The 20,274-nt window shown below is 46.5% G+C and carries 14 protein-coding genes; 5 read left to right on the top strand and 9 right to left on the bottom strand.

The window, feature by feature from the left end; translation table 11 throughout:
* Positions 1 to 12: 12 nt before the first annotated feature.
* The 3 genes from C7Y66_RS32240 (at position 13) to C7Y66_RS00240 (ending at position 6,267) form a co-directional block, all read left to right on the top strand.
* A complete protein-coding gene (locus tag C7Y66_RS32240; RefSeq protein ID WP_158265833.1) occupies positions 13 to 165 on the top strand; it encodes a hypothetical protein in 153 nt (50 codons plus the stop codon).
* Positions 162 to 2,039, top strand: coding sequence for a DNA-directed RNA polymerase subunit gamma (locus tag C7Y66_RS00235; RefSeq protein ID WP_041462323.1), 1,878 nt, complete (start codon positions 162 to 164; stop codon positions 2,037 to 2,039). The genes C7Y66_RS32240 and C7Y66_RS00235 overlap by 4 nt, the downstream gene beginning before the upstream one ends.
* A 181-nt stretch (positions 2,040 to 2,220) precedes the next feature.
* The gene (locus C7Y66_RS00240) at positions 2,221 to 6,267 is read left to right on the top strand and encodes a DNA-directed RNA polymerase subunit beta' (RefSeq protein WP_015152550.1); all 4,047 of its coding nucleotides are present in this window, start codon (positions 2,221 to 2,223) and stop codon (positions 6,265 to 6,267) included.
* A gap of 80 nt (positions 6,268 to 6,347) precedes the next feature.
* Here C7Y66_RS00240 and C7Y66_RS00245 read toward each other — a convergent pair whose 3' ends face one another.
* Entirely contained in the window at positions 6,348 to 7,556 is a 1,209-nt protein-coding gene (locus C7Y66_RS00245; RefSeq protein WP_015152551.1) for an HhoA/HhoB/HtrA family serine endopeptidase, read from the bottom strand.
* Positions 7,557 to 7,821: 265 nt separating this feature from the next.
* Here C7Y66_RS00245 and C7Y66_RS00250 point away from each other — a divergent pair, with 265 nt between their 5' ends.
* On the top strand, positions 7,822 to 8,223 hold the full coding sequence (locus C7Y66_RS00250) for a metal-sensitive transcriptional regulator (RefSeq protein ID WP_015152552.1): 402 nt from the start codon (positions 7,822 to 7,824) through the stop codon (positions 8,221 to 8,223).
* A gap of 106 nt (positions 8,224 to 8,329) precedes the next feature.
* Here the strand turns inward: C7Y66_RS00250 and C7Y66_RS00255 are convergent, their stop codons facing one another.
* The 5 genes from C7Y66_RS00255 to C7Y66_RS00275 all read right to left on the bottom strand — a co-directional run bounded on the left by C7Y66_RS00255 (position 8,330) and on the right by C7Y66_RS00275 (position 16,336).
* Positions 8,330 to 9,064, bottom strand: a complete 735-nt coding sequence (locus tag C7Y66_RS00255) for a class I SAM-dependent methyltransferase (RefSeq protein ID WP_015152553.1) — start codon at positions 9,062 to 9,064, stop codon at positions 8,330 to 8,332.
* A 21-nt stretch (positions 9,065 to 9,085) separates the two neighbouring features.
* Positions 9,086 to 11,074, bottom strand: a complete 1,989-nt coding sequence (gene cobJ / locus C7Y66_RS00260) for a precorrin-3B C(17)-methyltransferase (protein ID WP_106544044.1) — start codon at positions 11,072 to 11,074, stop codon at positions 9,086 to 9,088.
* Positions 11,075 to 11,121: 47 nt separating this feature from the next.
* The gene (locus C7Y66_RS00265) at positions 11,122 to 11,499 is read right to left on the bottom strand and encodes a hypothetical protein (RefSeq protein ID WP_015152555.1); all 378 of its coding nucleotides are present in this window, start codon (positions 11,497 to 11,499) and stop codon (positions 11,122 to 11,124) included.
* Between the two features lie 85 nt (positions 11,500 to 11,584).
* Positions 11,585 to 13,297, bottom strand: coding sequence for an AarF/ABC1/UbiB kinase family protein (locus C7Y66_RS00270; RefSeq protein WP_015152556.1), 1,713 nt, complete (start codon positions 13,295 to 13,297; stop codon positions 11,585 to 11,587).
* A gap of 453 nt (positions 13,298 to 13,750) precedes the next feature.
* Positions 13,751 to 16,336: a M1 family metallopeptidase gene (locus C7Y66_RS00275; protein WP_106544045.1), complete on the bottom strand. Its 2,586-nt coding sequence runs from the start codon at positions 16,334 to 16,336 to the stop codon at positions 13,751 to 13,753.
* Between the two features lie 365 nt (positions 16,337 to 16,701).
* Between C7Y66_RS00275 and C7Y66_RS00280 the strand changes: the two genes are divergently transcribed.
* Positions 16,702 to 17,337 carry a hypothetical protein gene (locus C7Y66_RS00280; protein WP_106544046.1) on the top strand — a complete coding sequence of 212 codons (636 nt, stop codon included), beginning with the start codon at positions 16,702 to 16,704 and terminating at the stop codon, positions 17,335 to 17,337.
* Between the two features lie 477 nt (positions 17,338 to 17,814).
* Here C7Y66_RS00280 and C7Y66_RS00285 read toward each other — a convergent pair whose 3' ends face one another.
* The 3 genes from C7Y66_RS00285 to C7Y66_RS00295 all read right to left on the bottom strand — a co-directional run bounded on the left by C7Y66_RS00285 (position 17,815) and on the right by C7Y66_RS00295 (position 20,235).
* A complete protein-coding gene (locus C7Y66_RS00285) occupies positions 17,815 to 18,036 on the bottom strand; it encodes a ribbon-helix-helix protein, CopG family (RefSeq protein ID WP_015152560.1) in 222 nt (73 codons plus the stop codon).
* Positions 18,037 to 18,288: 252 nt separating this feature from the next.
* A complete protein-coding gene (locus C7Y66_RS00290) occupies positions 18,289 to 19,359 on the bottom strand; it encodes a DNA cytosine methyltransferase (RefSeq protein ID WP_015152561.1) in 1,071 nt (356 codons plus the stop codon).
* Positions 19,360 to 19,386: 27 nt separating this feature from the next.
* Positions 19,387 to 20,235 carry an NgoPII family restriction endonuclease gene (locus tag C7Y66_RS00295; protein WP_106544047.1) on the bottom strand — a complete coding sequence of 283 codons (849 nt, stop codon included), beginning with the start codon at positions 20,233 to 20,235 and terminating at the stop codon, positions 19,387 to 19,389.
* Positions 20,236 to 20,274: the final 39 nt, after the last annotated feature.

A 20,274-nucleotide genomic window follows, 5' to 3' on the forward strand; every position in this document is an offset into this window, starting at 1 on the left:
GGTGAGTGATGAGTGGTGTTCCTACTCCTTACTCCTTACTCCCTACTACGCGGCTCCGATGGCGAACGCGGCTCCAATGCGGAGGGAACCTCCGCTTCCGCCCGCTTGGAAACCTCGCCATCTGCCCGCTTCCCTACTCCCTACTCCCTTACCCCTCAAATATGAGACCAGGATTATCAAATCAGTTCGACTACGTAAAAATTGCGATCGCCTCGCCTGACCGGATTCGGGTCTGGGGAGAAAGAACCTTGCCTAACGGTCAGTTGGTGGGCGAGGTGACAAAGCCAGAAACAATTAACTATAGAACGCTCAAGCCAGAAATGGACGGGCTATTTTGCGAGCGAATCTTCGGTCCGGCGAAAGATTGGGAGTGTCACTGCGGCAAGTATAAGCGCGTCCGGCATCGGGGCATTGTTTGCGAGCGTTGCGGTGTGGAAGTTACGGAATCCCGCGTCCGCCGCCACCGGATGGGTTTTATCAAACTCGCGGCTCCAGTTGCCCACGTTTGGTATCTCAAGGGTATTCCTAGTTATATTTCGATTTTGTTAGATATGCCCTTACGGGATGTCGAGCAAATTGTTTACTTTAACGCTTATGTCGTCCTCAAACCAGGCAACGCCGAGACTTTAACTTACAAACAATTGCTCAGCGAAGACCAGTGGATTGAGATTGAAGACCAACTTTACAGCGAAGATTCTACCCTAGAAGGTATAGAAGTAGGAATCGGAGCTGAGGCATTAGCGAATTTGCTCTCGGATATCAAACTGGAACCAGAAGCAGAAACGCTGCGGCAAGAAATTGGTACGGCAAAAGGACAGAAACGGGCAAAACTGATCAAACGGCTGCGGGTGATCGATAACTTTATCGCCACTGGCTCGAAACCAGAGTGGATGGTAATGAGTTATATTCCAGTAATTCCCCCAGACTTGCGCCCAATGGTACAGCTCGACGGCGGACGATTTGCTACGTCCGACTTAAACGATCTGTATCGTCGCGTAATCAACCGGAACAACCGTTTGGCGCGCTTGCAAGAGATTTTGGCTCCTGAAATCATCGTCCGTAACGAAAAACGGATGCTGCAAGAAGCCGTCGATGCTTTGATCGATAACGGTCGGCGGGGACGCACGGTGGTAGGCGCAAACAATCGTCCGTTGAAATCCTTATCGGATATTATCGAAGGGAAACAAGGTCGCTTCCGCCAAAACTTGCTCGGCAAACGGGTTGATTATTCAGGACGTTCGGTAATCGTCGTCGGACCCAAACTTAAAATTCACCAGTGCGGTTTGCCACGGGAAATGGCAATCGAGCTATTCCAGCCGTTTGTGATCCATCGTCTGATTCGCGGTGGAATTGTCAACAATATTAAAGCTGCGAAAAAACTGATTCAGCGCAATGACCCCAGCGTGTGGGACGTTTTAGAAGAGGTGATTGAAGGACACCCAGTCCTGCTCAACCGCGCTCCAACGCTTCACCGCTTGGGGATTCAATCTTTCGAGCCAATTTTGGTAGAAGGTCGTGCCATTCAGCTCCATCCTTTGGTCTGTCCGGCGTTCAACGCTGACTTTGATGGCGACCAGATGGCGGTTCACGTGCCTCTGTCCCTGGAATCGCAGTCAGAAGCAAGATTGTTGATGCTAGCTTCTAACAATATTCTGTCTCCAGCAACAGGCAGACCGATTATTACTCCCAGCCAAGATATGGTTTTGGGCTGTTACTACTTAACTGCCGAAAATCCCAACAACAATCGTGGCGCTGGCAGTTACTTTGCATCGCTCGATGACGCGATCGTAGCTTACGAGCAAGAGCGAGTAGACCTACACGCCAAAGTTTGGGTACGCTACGACGGCAAAGTAGAGACGGCGAAGCCAGACAGCGAGCCTTTAAAAGTAGAAAAGCAGGGTGACGGCACCGTGACCAAACACTTTCGCGAACGACGAGTCCGAGAGGATGGTAGCGGTAATTTGCTGTCGCAGTTCATCCTGACAACTCCTGGTCGGATTATTTACAACAAAGCAATTCAAGACTCGATTGTCAGCTAGGGATTAGGGGGCTGGGGACTAGGAAAATTTCAAAATTCGCAATTAACTCACTTCCCCTGTAAGGGCGGGTTCAACCGCAGAAGGATTTATTCCAGAACAGGTATCTTCAAAAAACCCGCCCCTACGATTCCCCACTCATCACGCGCTACGCACTACTCACTACTCACTACTCACTAAAAACATGGCAGACGGTAAGGAATTTATTTTTCGCAACCGCGTAGTTGGTAAAAGCCAGCTGAGAAATCTAATTGCTTGGTCGTTCACGACTTACGGCACTGCTCGCACGGCAGTTATGGCAGATAAGCTGAAAGATTTAGGATTTCGCTACGCGACGAAAGCAGGGATCTCAATTAGCGTTGACGATTTGATGGTTCCGCCTTCTAAGCGATCGCTCTTGGAAGCTGCCGAAGCCGAAATTAGAGCCACGGAAGCGCGTTACCAACGGGGAGAAATCACTGAGGTCGAGCGTTTCCAAAAAGTGATCGACACTTGGAACAGTACCAGCGAAGCCCTCAAAGATGAAGTAATGAGTCACTTCGAGCGGACGAATCCGCTGAACTCGGTACACATGATGTCTATTTCTGGGGCGCGGGGTTCGATCGCCCAGGTGCGGCAGTTGGTCGGAATGCGCGGGTTGATGGCAGACCCTCAAGGGGAAATTATCGACTTGCCAATTAAAACGAATTTCCGCGAAGGGCTGACCGTTACCGAATACATTATCTCGTCCTACGGGGCGAGAAAGGGTCTGGTAGATACGGCGCTGCGCACGGCAGACTCCGGTTACTTAACACGACGCTTGGTAGACGTATCCCAAGACGTGATCGTACGGGAATTTGACTGTGGTACGACCCGCGCCATTCCCGTGCGCCCGATGATGGATGGCGATCGCACTTTGATTCCGATCGGCAATCGTTTGCTGGGGCGAGTCGCGGCAGTTGATGTCATCCACCCAAAAACGAAAGAAGTTTTGGTGCAGAGAAACCAGCCCATTCATGATGAATTGGCGCAGGCAGTAGACAAAGCAGGCGTTGAAGAAGTGATGGTACGATCGCCCCTCACCTGCGAAGCAGCGCGGTCGGTCTGCCAGCACTGTTATGGCTGGAGCTTGGCACACGCCAAGATGGTGGATTTGGGTGAAGCGGTGGGGATCATTGCCGCTCAAAGTATTGGCGAACCAGGCACGCAGCTAACCATGCGTACCTTCCACACGGGCGGCGTATTTACCGGAGAAGTAGCGCGACAAGCACGGGCAGAACAAGACGGTACGATTCGGATGCCGCGCAATCTCCGCAATCGTCCGTTTAGAACCCGCCACGGGGAAGACGCGCTGATGGCGGAAAACAATGGGGCGCTGACTTTGGAGCTTGCCAATGGCAGCAAAGTGAATATTCCCGTCAACCAAGGTTCGATCGTGTATGTCAATGACGGTCAGACAGTAACAGTTGGACAACTAATCGCTGAAGTCCCCGTTGGCAACCGTACCACCAGAGTTAACACGGAAAAAGTTACGAAAGACGTGGCTTCGGACTTGGCAGGAGAAGTCAAATTTGCGGATGTCGTCGCCGAGGAAAAGACCGACCGTCAAGGTAACACGACGACGACTGCATCTAGAGGCGGCTTGATCTGGATCTTGTCGGGAGAAGTTTACAACTTGCCCCCAGGTGCAGAACCCAGCGTCAACAACGGCGATCGCGTCGAAGCGAATAGCGTCTTGGCGCAGATGAAACTGACCAGCGTGCATGGGGGTGTCGTGCGCTTACCCCAAGCTGCTGATGGGGCGCGGCAGCGAGAAATTGAAATCATTACTGCCTCTGTGGTTCTCGATACGGCTACCGTGCGATCGGAAAGCTTTCAAGGTCGCGAGCATTACACGATCGAAACAAATAACGGTCAACAATTTTCGCTCTTAGCAACCCCAGGCACAAAAGTGCAAAACGGTCAAGTTGTTGCAGAGCTAATTGACGATCGCTACCGCACTGCTACTGGTGGAATTGTCAAATTTGCTGGGGTAGAAATCGGGAAAAAAGGTAAGGCAAAGCAAGGTTACGAAGTCGTCAAGGGTGGAACTTTATTGTGGATTCCTGAAGAATCCCACGAAGTCAATAAGGATATCTCCCTGCTAATCGTCGAGGACGGCACGTATGTCGAAGCGGGTACGGAAGTCGTGAAGGATATCTTCTGCCAGAATAGCGGCGTTGTCACCGTGACTCAGAAGAATGACATTTTGCGCGAACTGGTGGTGAAGCCAGGGGAATTGCTGATGTTAGACGACCCAGAAGCAGCACTCGGCAGAGACGGAACTTTAGGTCAGCCTGGAGAAGAAATCGTCCCAGGACATACCCTATCCGAACTGCGTTATATCGAGTATGTCGAATCGCCTGAAGGTCCAGCCTTACTGCTACGTCCCGCAATCGAATATGCCGTACCAGATGTTCCACCCGTACCCAGCACGCAATCCGTTAACCAATCGGGTCGCCGGATTGAGTTGCGATCGATGCAGCGTATTGCTTTTAAAGATTCCGAGCGGGTGAAGTCGATTGAAGGAGTAGAACTGCTGCGGACGCAATTGGTCTTGGAAATCGAGCAAGACACGAGCGGAGAACACGGTAGTTCGCCAATGGTGGCAGATATCGAATTGATTCCCGATGCAGAAGATCCCGAACTCCAGCGCTTGCAGTTGGTAATTTTGGAGTCTCTAACAATCCGCCGCGACGTAGCCGCCGATGCTACCCAAGGCAGTACTTCAACCACATTACTCGTAGAAGACGGGCAGAATATTCCGCCTGGTGCAGTGGTGGCACGGACGGCAATTCAGTGCAAAGAAGCCGGAGAAATTCGCGGTATTCGCGAAGGTGCGGAAGCCATTCGCCGCATTCTGGTGTTGCGAGAAAGCGATCGCCTATCCATTCCAACCAAAGAACGTCCTCAAGTCAAAATTGGTGACTTGGTTGTAGCAGGTATGGAAATCGCTCCGGGAGCAGTTGTAGCTGAATCCGGGCAAGTACTAGAAATTAAGAAGGCAACGGGAGACAAAAAAGAGCAGGAACAACCAGGCGATGGTGCGTTGGTTAGCAATGCTTATGAAGTGGTTGTACGCACAGGTCGCCCTTATCGCGTCAGTAACGGTGCAGTATTGCAAGTCGAAGACGGCGAACTGGTTCAACGGGGCGATAACTTAGTGTTGTTGGTCTTTGAACGGGCAAAAACCGGAGACATCATTCAGGGTTTACCCAGAATTGAGGAACTACTGGAAGCACGCAAACCAAAAGAAGCGTGTATCCTTGCCCGTGCTGGCGGTACGGTAGAATACAATCGGATTGAGGATGAAACTGTTGCCATTAAGGTGATTGAAGATTCTGGCAATCTTACCGAGTATCCAATTGGACCTGGGCAAAATGCCATTGTCTCTGATGGAGCGCACATAGAGTTAGGTACGCCACTGACCGACGGTCCAGCAAACCCCCATGAAATTCTGGAGATTTTCTACAATCGCAATGCTGCCGAGGGTGTCTATGCTAGTGCGCTGGAAGCTTTACAGCGAGTTCAGACATTTCTAGTGAATGAAGTTCAGTCCGTCTACCAGTCTCAAGGCATTGATATTTCTGACAAGCACATCGAAGTGATCGTGCGTCAGATGACTTCCAAGGTGCGGATCGACGATGGTGGCGACACGACCATGTTGCCAGGGGAGTTGATCGAACTGCGGCAAGTCGAGCAGGTCAACGAAGCAATGAGCATCACTGGTGGGGCGAAAGCACAGTATACGCCGATGCTCTTGGGTATTACCAAGGCATCGCTGAATACAGATAGCTTCATTTCAGCAGCTTCGTTCCAAGAAACGACTAGGGTACTGACTGAAGCAGCGATCGAAGGTAAATCTGATTGGTTGCGGGGTCTGAAAGAAAACGTAATCATCGGACGCTTGATTCCAGCGGGAACTGGTTTTAACACCTACGAAGAAGTCAGTACGACCAGTACTGACGATTTCGACACCATGTCAACCAGCGTCTTTGATGATGGTGACGATGCCATGGATGTCGTCCTCGACGATCGCACGGCTCGTGCCTATAACCTAGAGGGTATGGGAGATAGCTTCGGTTTCGATCGCAACGCTGCCATCCTGGATGAAGATGACGATCTGATGATCGACGACTCTTCAGCTGGCGACATGGATGATGACGATGATGACGATGATGACGATGACGACTTCGACGACGACGATATCTAACTAAAAAATAGGGTGGGCATTGCCCACCCTTTCGTTTTCTGTCAAGAGACAAAATTTCGCCTCTCGATAAACAAAATCTCTTATTTGAGCGAAGCGCTTTGCAACTCGCCCGTGCGGACGGAAAGTTGTTGAGTTCGATCGCCCCGCCGGACTTTGACTTGGATCGCCTGCCCGACTTGAGTATCCTCAACTAAACTTTGTAGCTGTTCGGCTTTCGTAATCGTCTGCCCGTCTACTTGGACGATGACATCTCCCCGACGCAATCCAGCGGCAGCAGCAGGCGAGTTGGGTAAAACTCGCACTACCAATACGCCATTCACTTCGGGAATTTGAATTGCCGAATTAGGATCGCTGTTATTTTGCCTTGCCAATGAGGGGGTAAGGGTTTCCATTTGTACCCCAATATATGGATGGGCGACTTGCTCACCTCGAATTAACCGATCTTTAATCGCTTTGGCTTTGTCAATTGGAATTGCAAAACCGATCCCCATCCCGTCAGCGCGAATCGCCGTGTTGATGCCGATGACCTCACCGCGATCGTTCAATAGCGGACCCCCAGAATTACCAGGATTGATCGCCGCATCAGTTTGAATGAAATCTAGCCGTTTATCGGGAATGCCAACTTGGGCGCTAGAACGCTTGAGAGTGCTGACAATACCAAGGGTGACGGTGTTATCTAATCCCAAAGGATTTCCTACTGCGATCGCCCAATCTCCAACCTGGACGCTAGAAGAGTCTCCCAAAGGTGCTACGGGCAAATTTTTGCCGTTGACTTTAATCGCTGCCAAATCGGTAACTTCATCTACACCTTGCACCTGACCTTCCAAAACACGCCCATCTTTTAAAGTTACCGTCACCTTATCGGCTTGAGCGACAACGTGGGCATTGGTTAAAATCTCGCCGCTAGAATCGACAATGAACCCAGAACCCAATCCTTGTAAACGTTCGGGTGGCAATTGTTGGGGAAAGTTTTCGCCAAAAAAACGGCGGAAAAATGGGTCGTCTGAAAAAGGATCGGGTAGGCGGCGCGTAATCGTGCGTTCTGTATCGATGCGTACCACCGCTTGTCCGACGCGATTAACTGCCGCAGTTACAAAGCTGTTGGGCTGGATGGCAGCTTTTTGAGTTGGGGCTGCTGGTGTGGCAGCTTGGGAAATAGTTGCTTGAGGTACTGGGTCTGCTTGTGATGGTAGTACCCACAGACAACCGCTTAGAAATACACCTATAACAATCGCCAACACATAAGTACTGAGTTGGCGGATATACTGCATAACTTTTCCTAATTGCATAGAATCAATTGCTCAGTCAGTTGAAATGTCATTGGTCAATTGGTCATTGGTCAATTTGTGAATTCCCGATCTCAGTTCTCAGTTGTCAGGGAACAAAGTACGGGAAGCTATAATTTCTGACTTACGACTTACGACTTACCAATGACTCATGACCAATGACAAGTTATATCTAATATTTTGGCAAAGCTTGCAGCAGATAGCGGAAACTGACTCAATTGCTCTAGGCTAGAATTTGAACTAACTCTATTAGCGGGTGCGATCGCGCATGAACGGCACAGATAAACTGACAAAAAGCTCCTCGTCAATTGCTAGGACTGAAAAACTCTCCCCATCTACTGACTTAGACCTCAGCCACAGTCACGTTCACGAGCAGGGGTCGGCTCACGCTCACGTTCACGTCCATAGTGAAGAATCTCTACGCGCCGTAATCAATCGACTTTCTCGCATTGAAGGACACATTCGCGGGATTAAAACTATGGTGCAAGAAAACCGAGATTGTCCCGAGGTATTGACGCAGATTGCAGCCGTGCGCGGAGCGCTCGATCGCGTTGCTCGCATGATTTTAGACGAGCATCTGACTGAATGTATTGCTAGAGCTGCTCGAGTAGGAAATTTGGAAGACGAAATCGATGAATTGAAAAAAGCTCTGGATCGATTTTTGCATTAGTCCAGCATTGCAAAAACAAAGTGCCAGTGAATCACAGCGCTAAATGCTCGTAGATATTGAATTTTTTGACTTCTGACTTTTGACTTTTGACTTCTCACTTCTCGTACTAAAACCGTACTTTATACAATTGAAATAATTCCCCTGCTTGCCGTGCCACAATTTTAGCACCAGTAGCTTTTATCGTTTTTTCCCACTCAGATATAGGCTCCAGAAACACTTCTGCACCCAGGTAGGTTTCTAAAACTGCCCAATCTTCTGCTAGGGGTGTTTCGGGGTTGAGAATGTCGAAGACAAAAAAACCATTCGGTTTCAGCACCCGCTTGACTTCTGCCATGACGGTACTCCAGTACTCGCGGGGAAAATAACAGCTAAATCCAGTGGCGATCGCTAAGTCAAATTGAGCTGGAGCGTAGTTTAACTGGTGGGCTGGTCTTAATTCAACACCTTTAAATAACTTTGAATTCAACTGCGGACTGCGAGCATTCAAGGTATCCCGCGCTACTGTACTGACTTCTTGACCGTAAAAAAATGCTTGCCATTCCGTCCAAGGATAAATCAGAAAGCTAACACCACAGCCAATATCTAAGCAAGTTTGATTTTTCTGCGGTTGAGCCATCTCCCAAAAAGGAGAAGCCAGTCTACCAGCCAGAATACCAGTTTTCCACTCGTGAAATATCGGCATTGCCTGTACTTCTGGTGGGAGTGTCAAATCTTGACCTTGATACTGTCGGTTGAACCGATACCCGACTTGCTTGACTATTTCTTCCCAATTCTGCGATTGAAAGATGTTGCTGCTTTGAAAGCTAGGCGAATTCGAGTTGCTGCTGCTTGGTTTGGACATAATAGAAAGGTAACTAGTCTGTTATTCTTTCATTTCTGGCACAAAACCCAAATAACCCCGTGGGGTGATTATCCAATTGGCATAGGTGCGAGTACTAGAATTACCAATTAATACAGTAGATAGCATATCGACGGGCAAATCGAGTAACTTTTCTAAAGTTGTTAGGTAAATTTGTTCGTCTTGACGGTAAGCCGCACGGACGATCGCGACTGGAGTGTTTGGATCGCGGTATTGTAGGAAAATGTCTCTGGCGATTTGTAGCTGTTGGACGCGCGATTGCGATCGCGGATTGTAAATTGCCGTGACAAAATCAGCCATTGCTGCGGCAATCAAGCGCTTTTCAATAACTTGCCAAGGGGTGAGTAAATCGCTTAAGCTAATGGCGCAAAAGTCGTGCATTAGAGGCGTGCCGACGCGAGCGGCGGCGGCTTGCAACGCCGTAATTCCAGGAAAAACTTGTACTTGAGGCGTGTTTCCGTCCCAGTCTCCTGCTTGCAATTCTTCCATCACCACCCCTGCCATACCGTAAATGCCGCAGTCTCCCGAAGATACCACCGCCACCGTTAAGCCCCACTGCGCCAGTTCGATCGCTCTTTGAGCGCGCTGTCTTTCTTGGGTAATGGGTAAAGTTTCGATAACTTGCTGGGGCTGTAGCAACGCCGCAATCAATTCTATGTAGAGAGAGTAACCGATAACTGCATCAGCCGTGGCGATCGCGCTTTTGGCAGCTGGGGTGATTTGCTCGATCGCACCAGGTCCTATTCCCACGAGGAACAGTTTACCAATACGACCCGTGTATTCAATTTCCGATTGGGCGATCGCGATCGTGACTGCACCCGTGAGATCGGGAGTCGTAGGGGCGCACGGCTGTGCGCCCGTACTGGAGTCGGGAGTTGGGGTATTGGGTTTGAAAATTTGTTTGGAAACCAATAGCTTAGGTGTGACGTTGCGATCGGAATCCGTGTGGTGCTTTGTCTCAGGTAGATTTAAACAAGCGCACAAAGCCGCAGCTTCAGCGACGCTAGGAGTCCCGACTTCTCGTTCTACAACTGGGGAGGGATTGGGGACAGAAATCGCGCTCAAAATTTCGGCGGGAAAAGTCCGTAAGGGAAAATCGTAGGCGTGGCACAATTCGACTAACCCAACTTCATCAGCTTTCAGGTCGATCGTAGCAATCCCGGCGATCGCCTCTGCTGCAAGTTGATTTTCTCGGCAGACTTGCCAGATTGCAGCTTCAATTAGTTGTCTTGAGGTTCCCCGTTCGCAACCGATTCCCACCCACAAAACGCGGGGATGCCACTGAATTTGAGGCGTACGCGATCGTGCGTCCTGAATTAGGCGTGGCGTAATCCAAATTTCGGCTGTTGCGTCAGGAGATGGGGTAAAACTCAGATGCGATCGCCGAACGCTAGCTGTCGATCGCCACAAGGTAGAACCAGCCTCTTGAATCACTTGTACGGGTTCGCCACGCACTACTGCCGCACTCACTTCCGTCCAATCTCCTCTACCTTTATGCCACCCAAAGGGAACGCCCAATAAATCTACGGCAGGTAATCCTAAACTTGTCGAAGCGCTGGTTAATATTGGAGTTGCATCGATGAGCTGGGAAATGAGTTTTGCGAGATTGTCAGCACCGCCTTGATGTCCGCCGCACAAACTGACGACAAACTTTCCTGCCTCATCGACAACCACAACTGCCGGATCGGTGGCTTTACTTTGCAATAAAGGTGCAACGATCCTCACAACTGCCCCAGTTGCCAAACAAAAAACGAAGGCGCGGTGAGACTGCCACAATTCGGCTACGTGAGATTTGAGCGAACCTGAGTAGGCTTGCACTCCCGCAATACTCGACAGAGACCTTGGAACCCAGACTGGATTATTCGGTTGACAAATAGACCGCAATCTGTCCGCGCCAATAGAAGTTGTCGCGATCGCGCATAAAGGTTGAAAATCTTGCAGCAACACAATTTTTCGATTTAACGCACTGATGTATAAAAATAAGGTGAGCAATGCTCACCTTACTCACGAACCATCACAAATGACCAATGACTGATAAATTATTCCCAAGAATCAAGATTAAAAGCTTGAAATCCTTCCCGTTCTGCCAAAGCAAACATGCTACCCAACTGATACCAGACTAACAAACCAGTCAGTAACGTCAGGGGAACGGCAAAAGCATAAGACATCATGATGGGGAAGCCAAAAATTTCAATCCCAGAGGCAAGAAAGACGCAAACACCGACAGCCATGCCCAAAAAAGGAAAAATTAATTGTCCGGTGCGGATTTTAGCCATTGTATCGGTATCGGTGGCGCGATCGCTCGACCATTTTTGTAGCAGCTGTTTGAGCGTGCCAGAAAACGCCGCTCCAGAAGTCAAGGCGACAAACAAACCTGCAACGAGCAGGAAATAAGGCGGAGTGGACGGGTAAAACATGGAAGATACCTTAAACTTACAAATTTTTAATTTTAACTTTTGTTACTTTCAACATCTTACCCTTTTGCATCCATCATGTATCCCCTTACCGCTCTCGATCTGGGGTAGCAATGAGTGAAAATACTGCTGTCGGCAGAATTGCCGCCGTTTCTCTAGATAAATTGGCGATCGCTCCAATCGCGGCATCAAACAGACGTGCGGGCTGAATTTCATCCTTGACTAAATTCCAGATCCGCTGTACTTCTGCTGTATGCAGGCGATCGTCTTCCGTCAGTGCCATCACCAATTGTTGCCGTAGGTATTTCCCTTCTTCAGATAGAAGATACTGCAAGCCGAGTTGAGCGGTGGGTAGAATATCAAAACTATCGTCAGCGCTAGCGATGTCGAGCAAATCTTCCAACCGCTGCCACTGAAACTTACCATTTTTGAACAAGAGATTGAGTAACCTGCGCCGCAGTTCGGGGGTTTCACCCGTCAGTAACCGCCGTGCCACATAGGGATAAGCAACTTCGATAATCTTGAAATCTGGATTAAGGCTGAGGGCAATTCCTTCTTGCGTAATCAAAGAACGGATAATTAGCGCAAATTTAGAAGGGACGCGGAAAGGATAGTCATACATCAACTCCGAATAGGAGTCGGTGATGGTTTTGAAGTTAAAATCTCCTACATTTTTACCGATCGCGCTACCCCAGACTGCTTCTAAAGCTGGGATAATCGGGCGAATATCAGTGTCTGGCGTGAGAAATCCTAGCTTGACGTAATCTTCTGCCAATTCGTCATAGTCTTTATTCACGAGATGCACGATCGCATCTACTAGCGTTTCTTTTGTCCGCTCGTCCAATTGATCCATCATGCCGAAGTCAATGTAAGCCATTCGTCCGTCTGGCATGGCAAACAAATTACCTGGATGGGGGTCAGCATGAAAGAATCCGTGTTCTAGTAGCTGTTGCAGCCCAGCTGTCACACCAATTTCGATCAATTCATCTGTATTCAATCCCGCTGCTTGGATGCTAGCAGTGTCATTCAACTTAAATCCGTTAATCCACTCCAGCGTCAGGACGCGAGTATTTGTATAGCGCCAGTAAATTAAAGGAATTTTGACGTGAGGATCGTTACGGAAGTTGGTCGCAAACTTTTCGGCGTTCCGTCCTTCGTTGAGGTAATCGATTTCCTCAAATAACTTCGTCCCAAATTCGTCTACAATCATCGTCAGATCGTGACCGAGATTGAGCGGCAACCAAGGAGATAGCCAACTCGCCGCCCAACGCATTAAGTAAAGGTCGAGGGTAATCGTCGGGCGTAAATTCGGACGCTGTACCTTAACGGCAACTTCTTCGCCACTATGGAGCCGAGCGCGATACACTTGTCCCAAACTCGCAGCAGCTACAGGTTGTGGCGAAATTTGACTGTAAATTTCTTCAACCGAGCGCCCCAATTCGGTTTCAATCGTGCGCAAAGCAATTTCCTGCTCGAAGGCAGGTAGTTGGTCTTGCAGTTTTACCAGTTCGTCTAGAAAATCTTTTCTCACCAAATCTGGGCGAGTGGAGAGCGCTTGACCGACTTTGATAAACGTCGGACCCAGATCTGTAAGGAGCTGCCGCAGTTGGACGGCTCGTTTGAGCTTATTTTCTTCTTCGCGATCGCGCCAATCGTCCCACTTTAAACCAAAAATAAACCCAGCAAACAACCAGACGACCTTGAAAGCCCGCGCTACAGCCAGCAAAGGACGGAAGCGATAATACTGCGCGATCGCTTCTGGATCGTAGCGTTTAAGCTGAGCGAGTTGATACTGACCCACGCCTTGACTTGCCTCTTTACAATCGGATATTTACACTCGTTTACTAACCAGGGTAATCTCGTGACTACTTTTAACTACGAGTCAATCAGCTTAGATTCCCAAACAGTCAACTATAGCCTCTTTAAACTGCCCTGTCGATGTCTTCTTATACGTAGAATACGTTATTTAAATTGTATCTATTCTTAACATAGTATATAAAAGTACAAATCAATTGATAAGAAAAGTTAAGAAGAGGAGTCAGGAGTCAGGAGCCAGGAGTCAGGAGTCAGGAGCCAGGAGTCAGGAGTCAGGAGCCAGGAGTCAGGAGTCAGGAGTCAGGAGCCAGGAGTCAGGAGTCAGGAGTCAGGAGATAATTGTGAATTGTGAGAAGAGAGTCAGGAGTCAGGAGATAATTGTGAATTGTGAATTGATTTTGTCTCCCTTGTCTCCCTTGTCTCCCTTGTCCCCTGCTTCCTATTTAGAAGCCTTAGCCTCCAAGCTCTCCAGCCGACTCATCAGGGTTTGGTTTTGTTTTTTGAGCTGGTCGATTTCGTCGCGGAGTTGCTTGACAGCTTGGTCAGAACCTGCTGAGCTTTGGACTTTTGCTACAGTTTCTTCGGCGATTCGTTGGACTCGTCCATCAAGGGATTGCGTTGCTAAAGCTTGTAAAATCGCGATCGCTTTGGGGGTTTCCATTTGTCCCAGGGCAGTCACGACCGAGACTTGGGTGAGGAAGAAGCTTTCGTGAGATAATTCGGTTAATCGTTCTAAAATTCGGTCTAAATTGGCAGCAGATTGACCTGTGGAGATGGTTCCAAGAGCGCGGACAGCCGCAAGGCGCAAGGCTTGAGGAACTCCTAAGCGGGTGTATTCTAAAATTAGGTCTAGTGTCTCGGCTGAAGTTTTCATTTGACTCAAGCCCGCGATCGCCCCAGATCGGACGACTTCATTCCAGCCTGCTTTGTTTTCTAAAATCGATCTGAGCAGCTTTAAGACTTTTTCTTCCTTGGGCTTTTCTTCCAATTTGGCAGCGGCGATAATACCAATTGCCCTAGCTGCGGCTGCTTCTACGTAATAACTGCTGTCCCCATCTTCCACAATCGGCTTCAGGGCTTTGTAGCTAGCATAAGTTTTGTTGTTACTCAAAGCCTCAACTACGGCACGTCGTACCAAGGGATTTTCATCGTTCAATCCGACAACCAAAGCCTCAAAAGCTTGGTCGAGCTTAATTTGAGCTAATTGTTTCGCGACTTCTACTTTGACACCCCAAAAGCGATCGCTTTTCAATGCTTCAGCAAGGGCATTGAGCGCTTCTAAACCACCTTTTTTCCCCAAAGCTTCAGCTGCGTATATCCGAGAAATCGGATCGGGGTCGAATTGCAACTGTGCCTTTAGTTCTGGAACGGAATATTCTAAAGACACAGTTTTCAAGTAGTTATTATTAGCATCAAAGCTAATAAACTGAGGTTTCTCTTCCAAAGGAAAGTAGAAACTCTGTTCCTTTTCATTGACGCGCACGGTGAATGTTTTGTGTAGGGGCGCATGGCTATACGCCCCTACATCACCTTGTGCATACCCAAAAGCGATCGGTATTTTCAAATCGAATAGATCGTTTTGGGTTTGGTTAACAGTCACCTTCGCTAATTTGCTATCGCTATCCCATGAGTAAGCAATCTTGAATTCAGGATGTCCGCCGCGATAAACATATTGATCGAAGAGAAATAGAAGATTTCGCCCTGTAACTTTCTCGATTGCCCGGAGTAAATCTACAGTTTCTACAGTATGATGAGCGTTATCTTGCACGAAAGTTTGGATTGCCCGCCAAAATAACTCTTCTCCCAACTCTGCCCGAATCATGTGGTAAACGCAGGAACCTTTCTCGTAGAGATGGCGATCGTACAATTCGATCGCCTCCCGATAAACGTGCGTTACAATCGGACGACGATAGCGGCTGCTGTCTTCAGCGAGATAGTTGCGGGCTTCTAGCAAGCGGTAGTAAGCAGCATCTTCGGCTCCATACTCTTGTTCCGTCCACATCACCTCAGAGTAGGATGCCATGCCCTCTTTAATCCAAGCATGAGACCAGTGTTTAATTACAACTAAATCGCCAAACCACTGATGGGCGAGTTCGTGCGCGACTAGGCTTTCTGTGAGGCGGTTATCAATCGCCGCGCGTTCGTCTAACAAACATCTATCTGTCAGCAGGGTGGTAGACGTATTTTCCATTCCACCAAAAATGAAATCATCTACGCAGACTTGGGCGTATTTGGGAAAAGCATAAGGATAACCATACTTCTGGCTGAAGAATTCGACCATGCGGGGAGTTTTGCCCATGCTGCGCCGCGCATCTTCCTCTCTACCTTTTTCTACGTAGTAAGTGACTAGTTTGCCGTTCCATTCATCCTGGATTTCGGCAAAGTCTCCCACTGCTAGAGTCATTAAATAGGATGGGTGGACTTGCTCTTGCAGCCAGTGAAAAATTTTGTAGTCACTGTTTTCTTCGGTGTCGATTAATCTACCGTTGGAAATGGCAATGTAGGGTTTGGGGACGCGCACCCGAATTTCTGAAGTTGCGAGTTGTCCTGGGTAGTCGAAGCAGGGAAACCAGAAACGGGAGTCTTCATCTTCTCCTTGCGTCCAGACTTGGACTGGTTTGTTGGGGTAGTGCTTATCTGGGGCGATAAAGTAAATTCCGCGTTGGGGTTTCGTGACAGAATAGGCGATCGCAATTTTAATTGATTGTCCCGTTTGTGTAGGGTTAGCTAGATGTACCTGTAGCTGTTGCCCATCATAATCGTATGTCGTTGAGGTAGCATCTACTTGGACTGAGTGAATGTTGAGACTGACTGCATCTAGGGTGAGGCGATCGATCCCGTTGCGGACGGGCTTGAGTTGAATCGTGCAAGTCCCGTCATAGCTTTGGTTGGGGATATCTAAATTGAGATCGAGAAAAATATGCTCGACTTGTCCGGGGCGATCGGGATTATAGTGGGGTTTTGCCCCTGGTAGTTCAAAAGATTTATGACCGTTATTATCTGTATCGAAATAGGATTGCAGCATGGTAAGGGTCAACCTGCGATAGATGAAAAATAGTTGACGTTGATCTTCTATTCCTTCCAGGGTAACGCCTTTGACAGTTATCAGTGACCAGTGACCAGTGACCAAAGTTGCAGGGGGAGAGTATTGCGCGCGATCTCAGCTATGCAGCAACAGGGTATGTTTGTCTCAGGCGCTAGTTCTACGGTTACATCCGAATAGCAACAGAATGCTACTGATTTTCATCTCTATCGATAACTTCGTTAAGCTACGCTAACGACTTATGCAGAGATATCTGATACAATACAAAAATACTTAGGAAGTCCCCCGTCTGACAAACCCGGGACTTCCTAAATCAAAAAGCAAATATAATTTACTTGTGTAACCGTATGTTAGCACAAACAAATCCTGCTGCGATCGCCTCCAACAAAAATTCTTTAAAATCGCGCGACATAAATGAAAGAATCAGACAGCGCGATCGGCTGATAGTCGAGAATGCATTAGCCCAAGGGTGCGACTACTGGCAGATGTCTAAAGCTATGCCCAAAGAGACGTTCAAAGCTTGGCTGGAGTCGCAAGGCAAGACTTTAGCGGAAGCGAAAAAGTTGATCCGGCTATTTGAGACATTTAGAGATTTTGCGATCGAAAAGATAGAACGGATCTCTCTAAATACGCTATTTGCTCTAACTCAAAAGCGATATCAACAACTCGTATCGAAGCTGTGGGGATTGCCAGCAGTCAACGAAAAGCAGGTTTCTGAATTGATGGTAGAAGAAAGGAAGAAGCAGCAACAGGACTCTGCACCACAACGAGATGCAAGCGGACTAATTAATCTACCCAGTGGTGGTAGAGCGTTTCAGTTTCCTCTATTGCACGATGATGAAACAATTGCCCGCTTGTTGCAAGTTTTACAGTATTGGGGGTTAACGCCGCGACAACTCTTAATCGAGGCGATTGCAACTCTGCACTCTAAGCTAGAAGTTGTGTCGAGAAATAGGCAAGCGTTTGAGGCGATCGCTGTGTGAGTTTTATATTTGAGAGTTATGCAATTTGCGATCGCTCTTGTCTTTTGCGAAGATTTCTTCAAGATCTAAAATTCTTAAATATTACTACTTACTAGCTCTACCTACTAAATAGCTAAGCAAACTGGTTATTGTAGAAGTAAGTGCGACGATCGCAAATCTTAATTCTCCTTCAGAAACGGTATCTTTTTGTAAAACCGTGAAAGCATAAAAGTCTATTAGTAAAATTATAATTAAAGCTACTATAAATACCGCAATATCTTTTACCCAGAAGGAAATGCGTTTTTGCTCTCGTTCTAGGTCTTTATCTTTTTCACGGTTCCTCCGTTCAAACTCTACCTATTCAGGAGAAGATAAATTTAAAGAACCTGTAGTAACTAATTTTTCTGTTGCTGAGGATAGATTGAGAGAACCTCTAGAAACTATCTCGTTTTGCTCTTCTGAATTTTGCATAGATAGAGTCAAGAATTAAGAGCAGATTTAAGGTATAGTTATTTCAGTAGACAAAGTTTGTTCTGGCTCTGCAATACCGAATTTTTCCCCCTGTTCTTTAGCTACTATAGCAACTTGCATTAATGCGATCGCTTGTCGTAATACATCACTTTTATTACCACCAATCTTTTTAGCGCTTTCTTCTAACTTCTCATAGAGTTCTGGTGACAAATCTAAGTTCAGATGAACCATTTCTTTTGTGCTACTCATAGTTGCATCCTCATACATCTAGTTATGATTGTATATGAATTTGGCTACAGAAGATATTTGCTCGATTCTATCAGTGCGGAGAGAGTAATGATTTAAGAACTCGATCGCGTCATTCTAACAACGTCTAGCAAACAAGTTCGGTCGATTGGTAGAAAAGAAATTGCTCATGTACGAGTTTTAAATTAGTGCGATCGCCCGCGATCAAATTAATTTTGAAAAGGGCGTGACATTTTCTGAATAAGTCTCCTGCTTCTAAAACAAATGGGTAGATTTAGTATTTAATAAAGTTAGTTGCATACACAATTGATGTTGCCGTACAGTCTTACAAACACCAAAAGTCAGATACTGCTGTATGTCTTCTTTTATCTTGGTTGCCAAAATTCTAGCTAAATTCACAGGTACAGCATTCCCAACCATTTTATATCCGTCAGTTATACTGTTATATTGAAAAATAAAATCATCTGGAAATGTCTGAATTCTAGCGCATTCTCGGACTGATAATCGACGATATGACTTAGGCGATTCAGGATCGAACATCCATTTATCTTTTGCTAACCAGATCATTTTATTTGCCTGAGGATGTATGGGGGCATGTCTCCCACCAGCTTGAATAGTAAAAGATGGTTCATCCCAACTTCTCACTCTGTTCCTTGACATGTAAATACTAGAAAAGCTGCTATCTAGATATTCATGATTGGGTACTTTTTGATTTTTTTTATCTAAATAACTACTGATTTTGGTAGGTTCAATCAAATTAAGATCGTATATAGCATCTCTCAAGGTAAAATTCTTATGACTTCCTTTTGGAAAGTCAAATCCCCCCCCTATGTCTTCTCTGTAGCCAATAATAATGACTCTTTTTCTATCTTGAGGTACTTCAAAATTTTGAGCATTTAATAACTTATATGCCAACTCATAGCCAGCATCTTTAAATTGATAGAGAATGTTAGTGAATGCTTGTGCGTGCTTATCTGCTAATATTCCACTAACATTTTCTGCTAAAAAGAAAAGAGGTTTTTTATCTTTTAAAATTCTAATGTATTCATAAAATACTTGACCCCTGCTATCGTTAATCCCTCTTCCAGCGCCAGCTTCACTCCAGCTTTGGCAAGGAGGTCCACCAATTATTCCGATACAGTCGGGAATTTCATCAGATTGAATACTTCTGATGTCTCTTTTATCTAACTTTGTGTTTTGATGGTTTATTTCGTAGGTATTCCAAATCGATCTGTCGTATTCATTTGCCCAAATAATATTGAATCCAGCTTGATGGAATCCTAAATCCAATCCACCACAACCGGAAAATAAAGATACTACATTCATTTATTGCTCTTAATTCAGAGATAAAAATTATTTTCTATAATTTATGATTCTAGCAGAAATCAACTGTATAGGGTTATTTGGAGATTTAATCTTTACGTCAAACATCTGCAAGTTACAATCTAATCTAGCTTCAAGTCCTTCTCTATCTTGGGCAGGAAAGGATAAATACTTACTAGTTTTCATAATCGCGATCGCTTGAAAGTCTGAGTTCTTCTCATAGCCCAAATTTGCGTAATCAAAAACAGATAGGGGATTTTGAATACCCCACATTCCTCTAATTCGGAGGTATGTTATTTTTAAGGGGTCTACTTTATTGACTCTGCCTAATTCTTTCGTTTTAGAAAATTCGACTCCTGGAATTTGATTAATACCACTGGCTATTGTATTGGTTATTTTTTCATATATTTCGCGATCGGCAGCATAGCAATCACCATAAATTAGCCAAAGCAATTTTAGCCGTTTGTCTTTTGCGACTCCAATAGCATAAATAATATCTTTCTCTTGCCAATCTTCACAGGTACGGCAATGGCTTGTAATTAGCGGACTATCACAAAATAATTTTGATTTGGGATAAGAACTGTTTAATGCAATGCTAGCACCTAATGATTCTATTTTTTTAATTTCTACAGCATCACCATTCTTCAACATCAAATCTGGTGGATTGTTTGCATTACCACTATATGAGAAAACTTCATCATACTTTAATAACTTTTTTAGCTCGTCAGTTTCAGTTACAGTATCGGCAAATATATCTTTAATAAAGAACTCTAAAGCGTCTCCAATCTGGTTGATTCTATTCTTGCCTTTGTAATAGCTAATTAGATCCGAGATTGGATGAGTAATAAGTGTTTGAAATGCTGTCAAAATATTAGGCACAATTTTAATCTGTTCTACTCTAAAGTTAGTCTGGGATAG

It is taken from the genome of Chroococcidiopsis sp. CCALA 051 (assembly GCF_003015105.1).
Lineage (GTDB): Bacteria > Cyanobacteriota > Cyanobacteriia > Cyanobacteriales > Chroococcidiopsidaceae > Chroococcidiopsis > Chroococcidiopsis thermalis.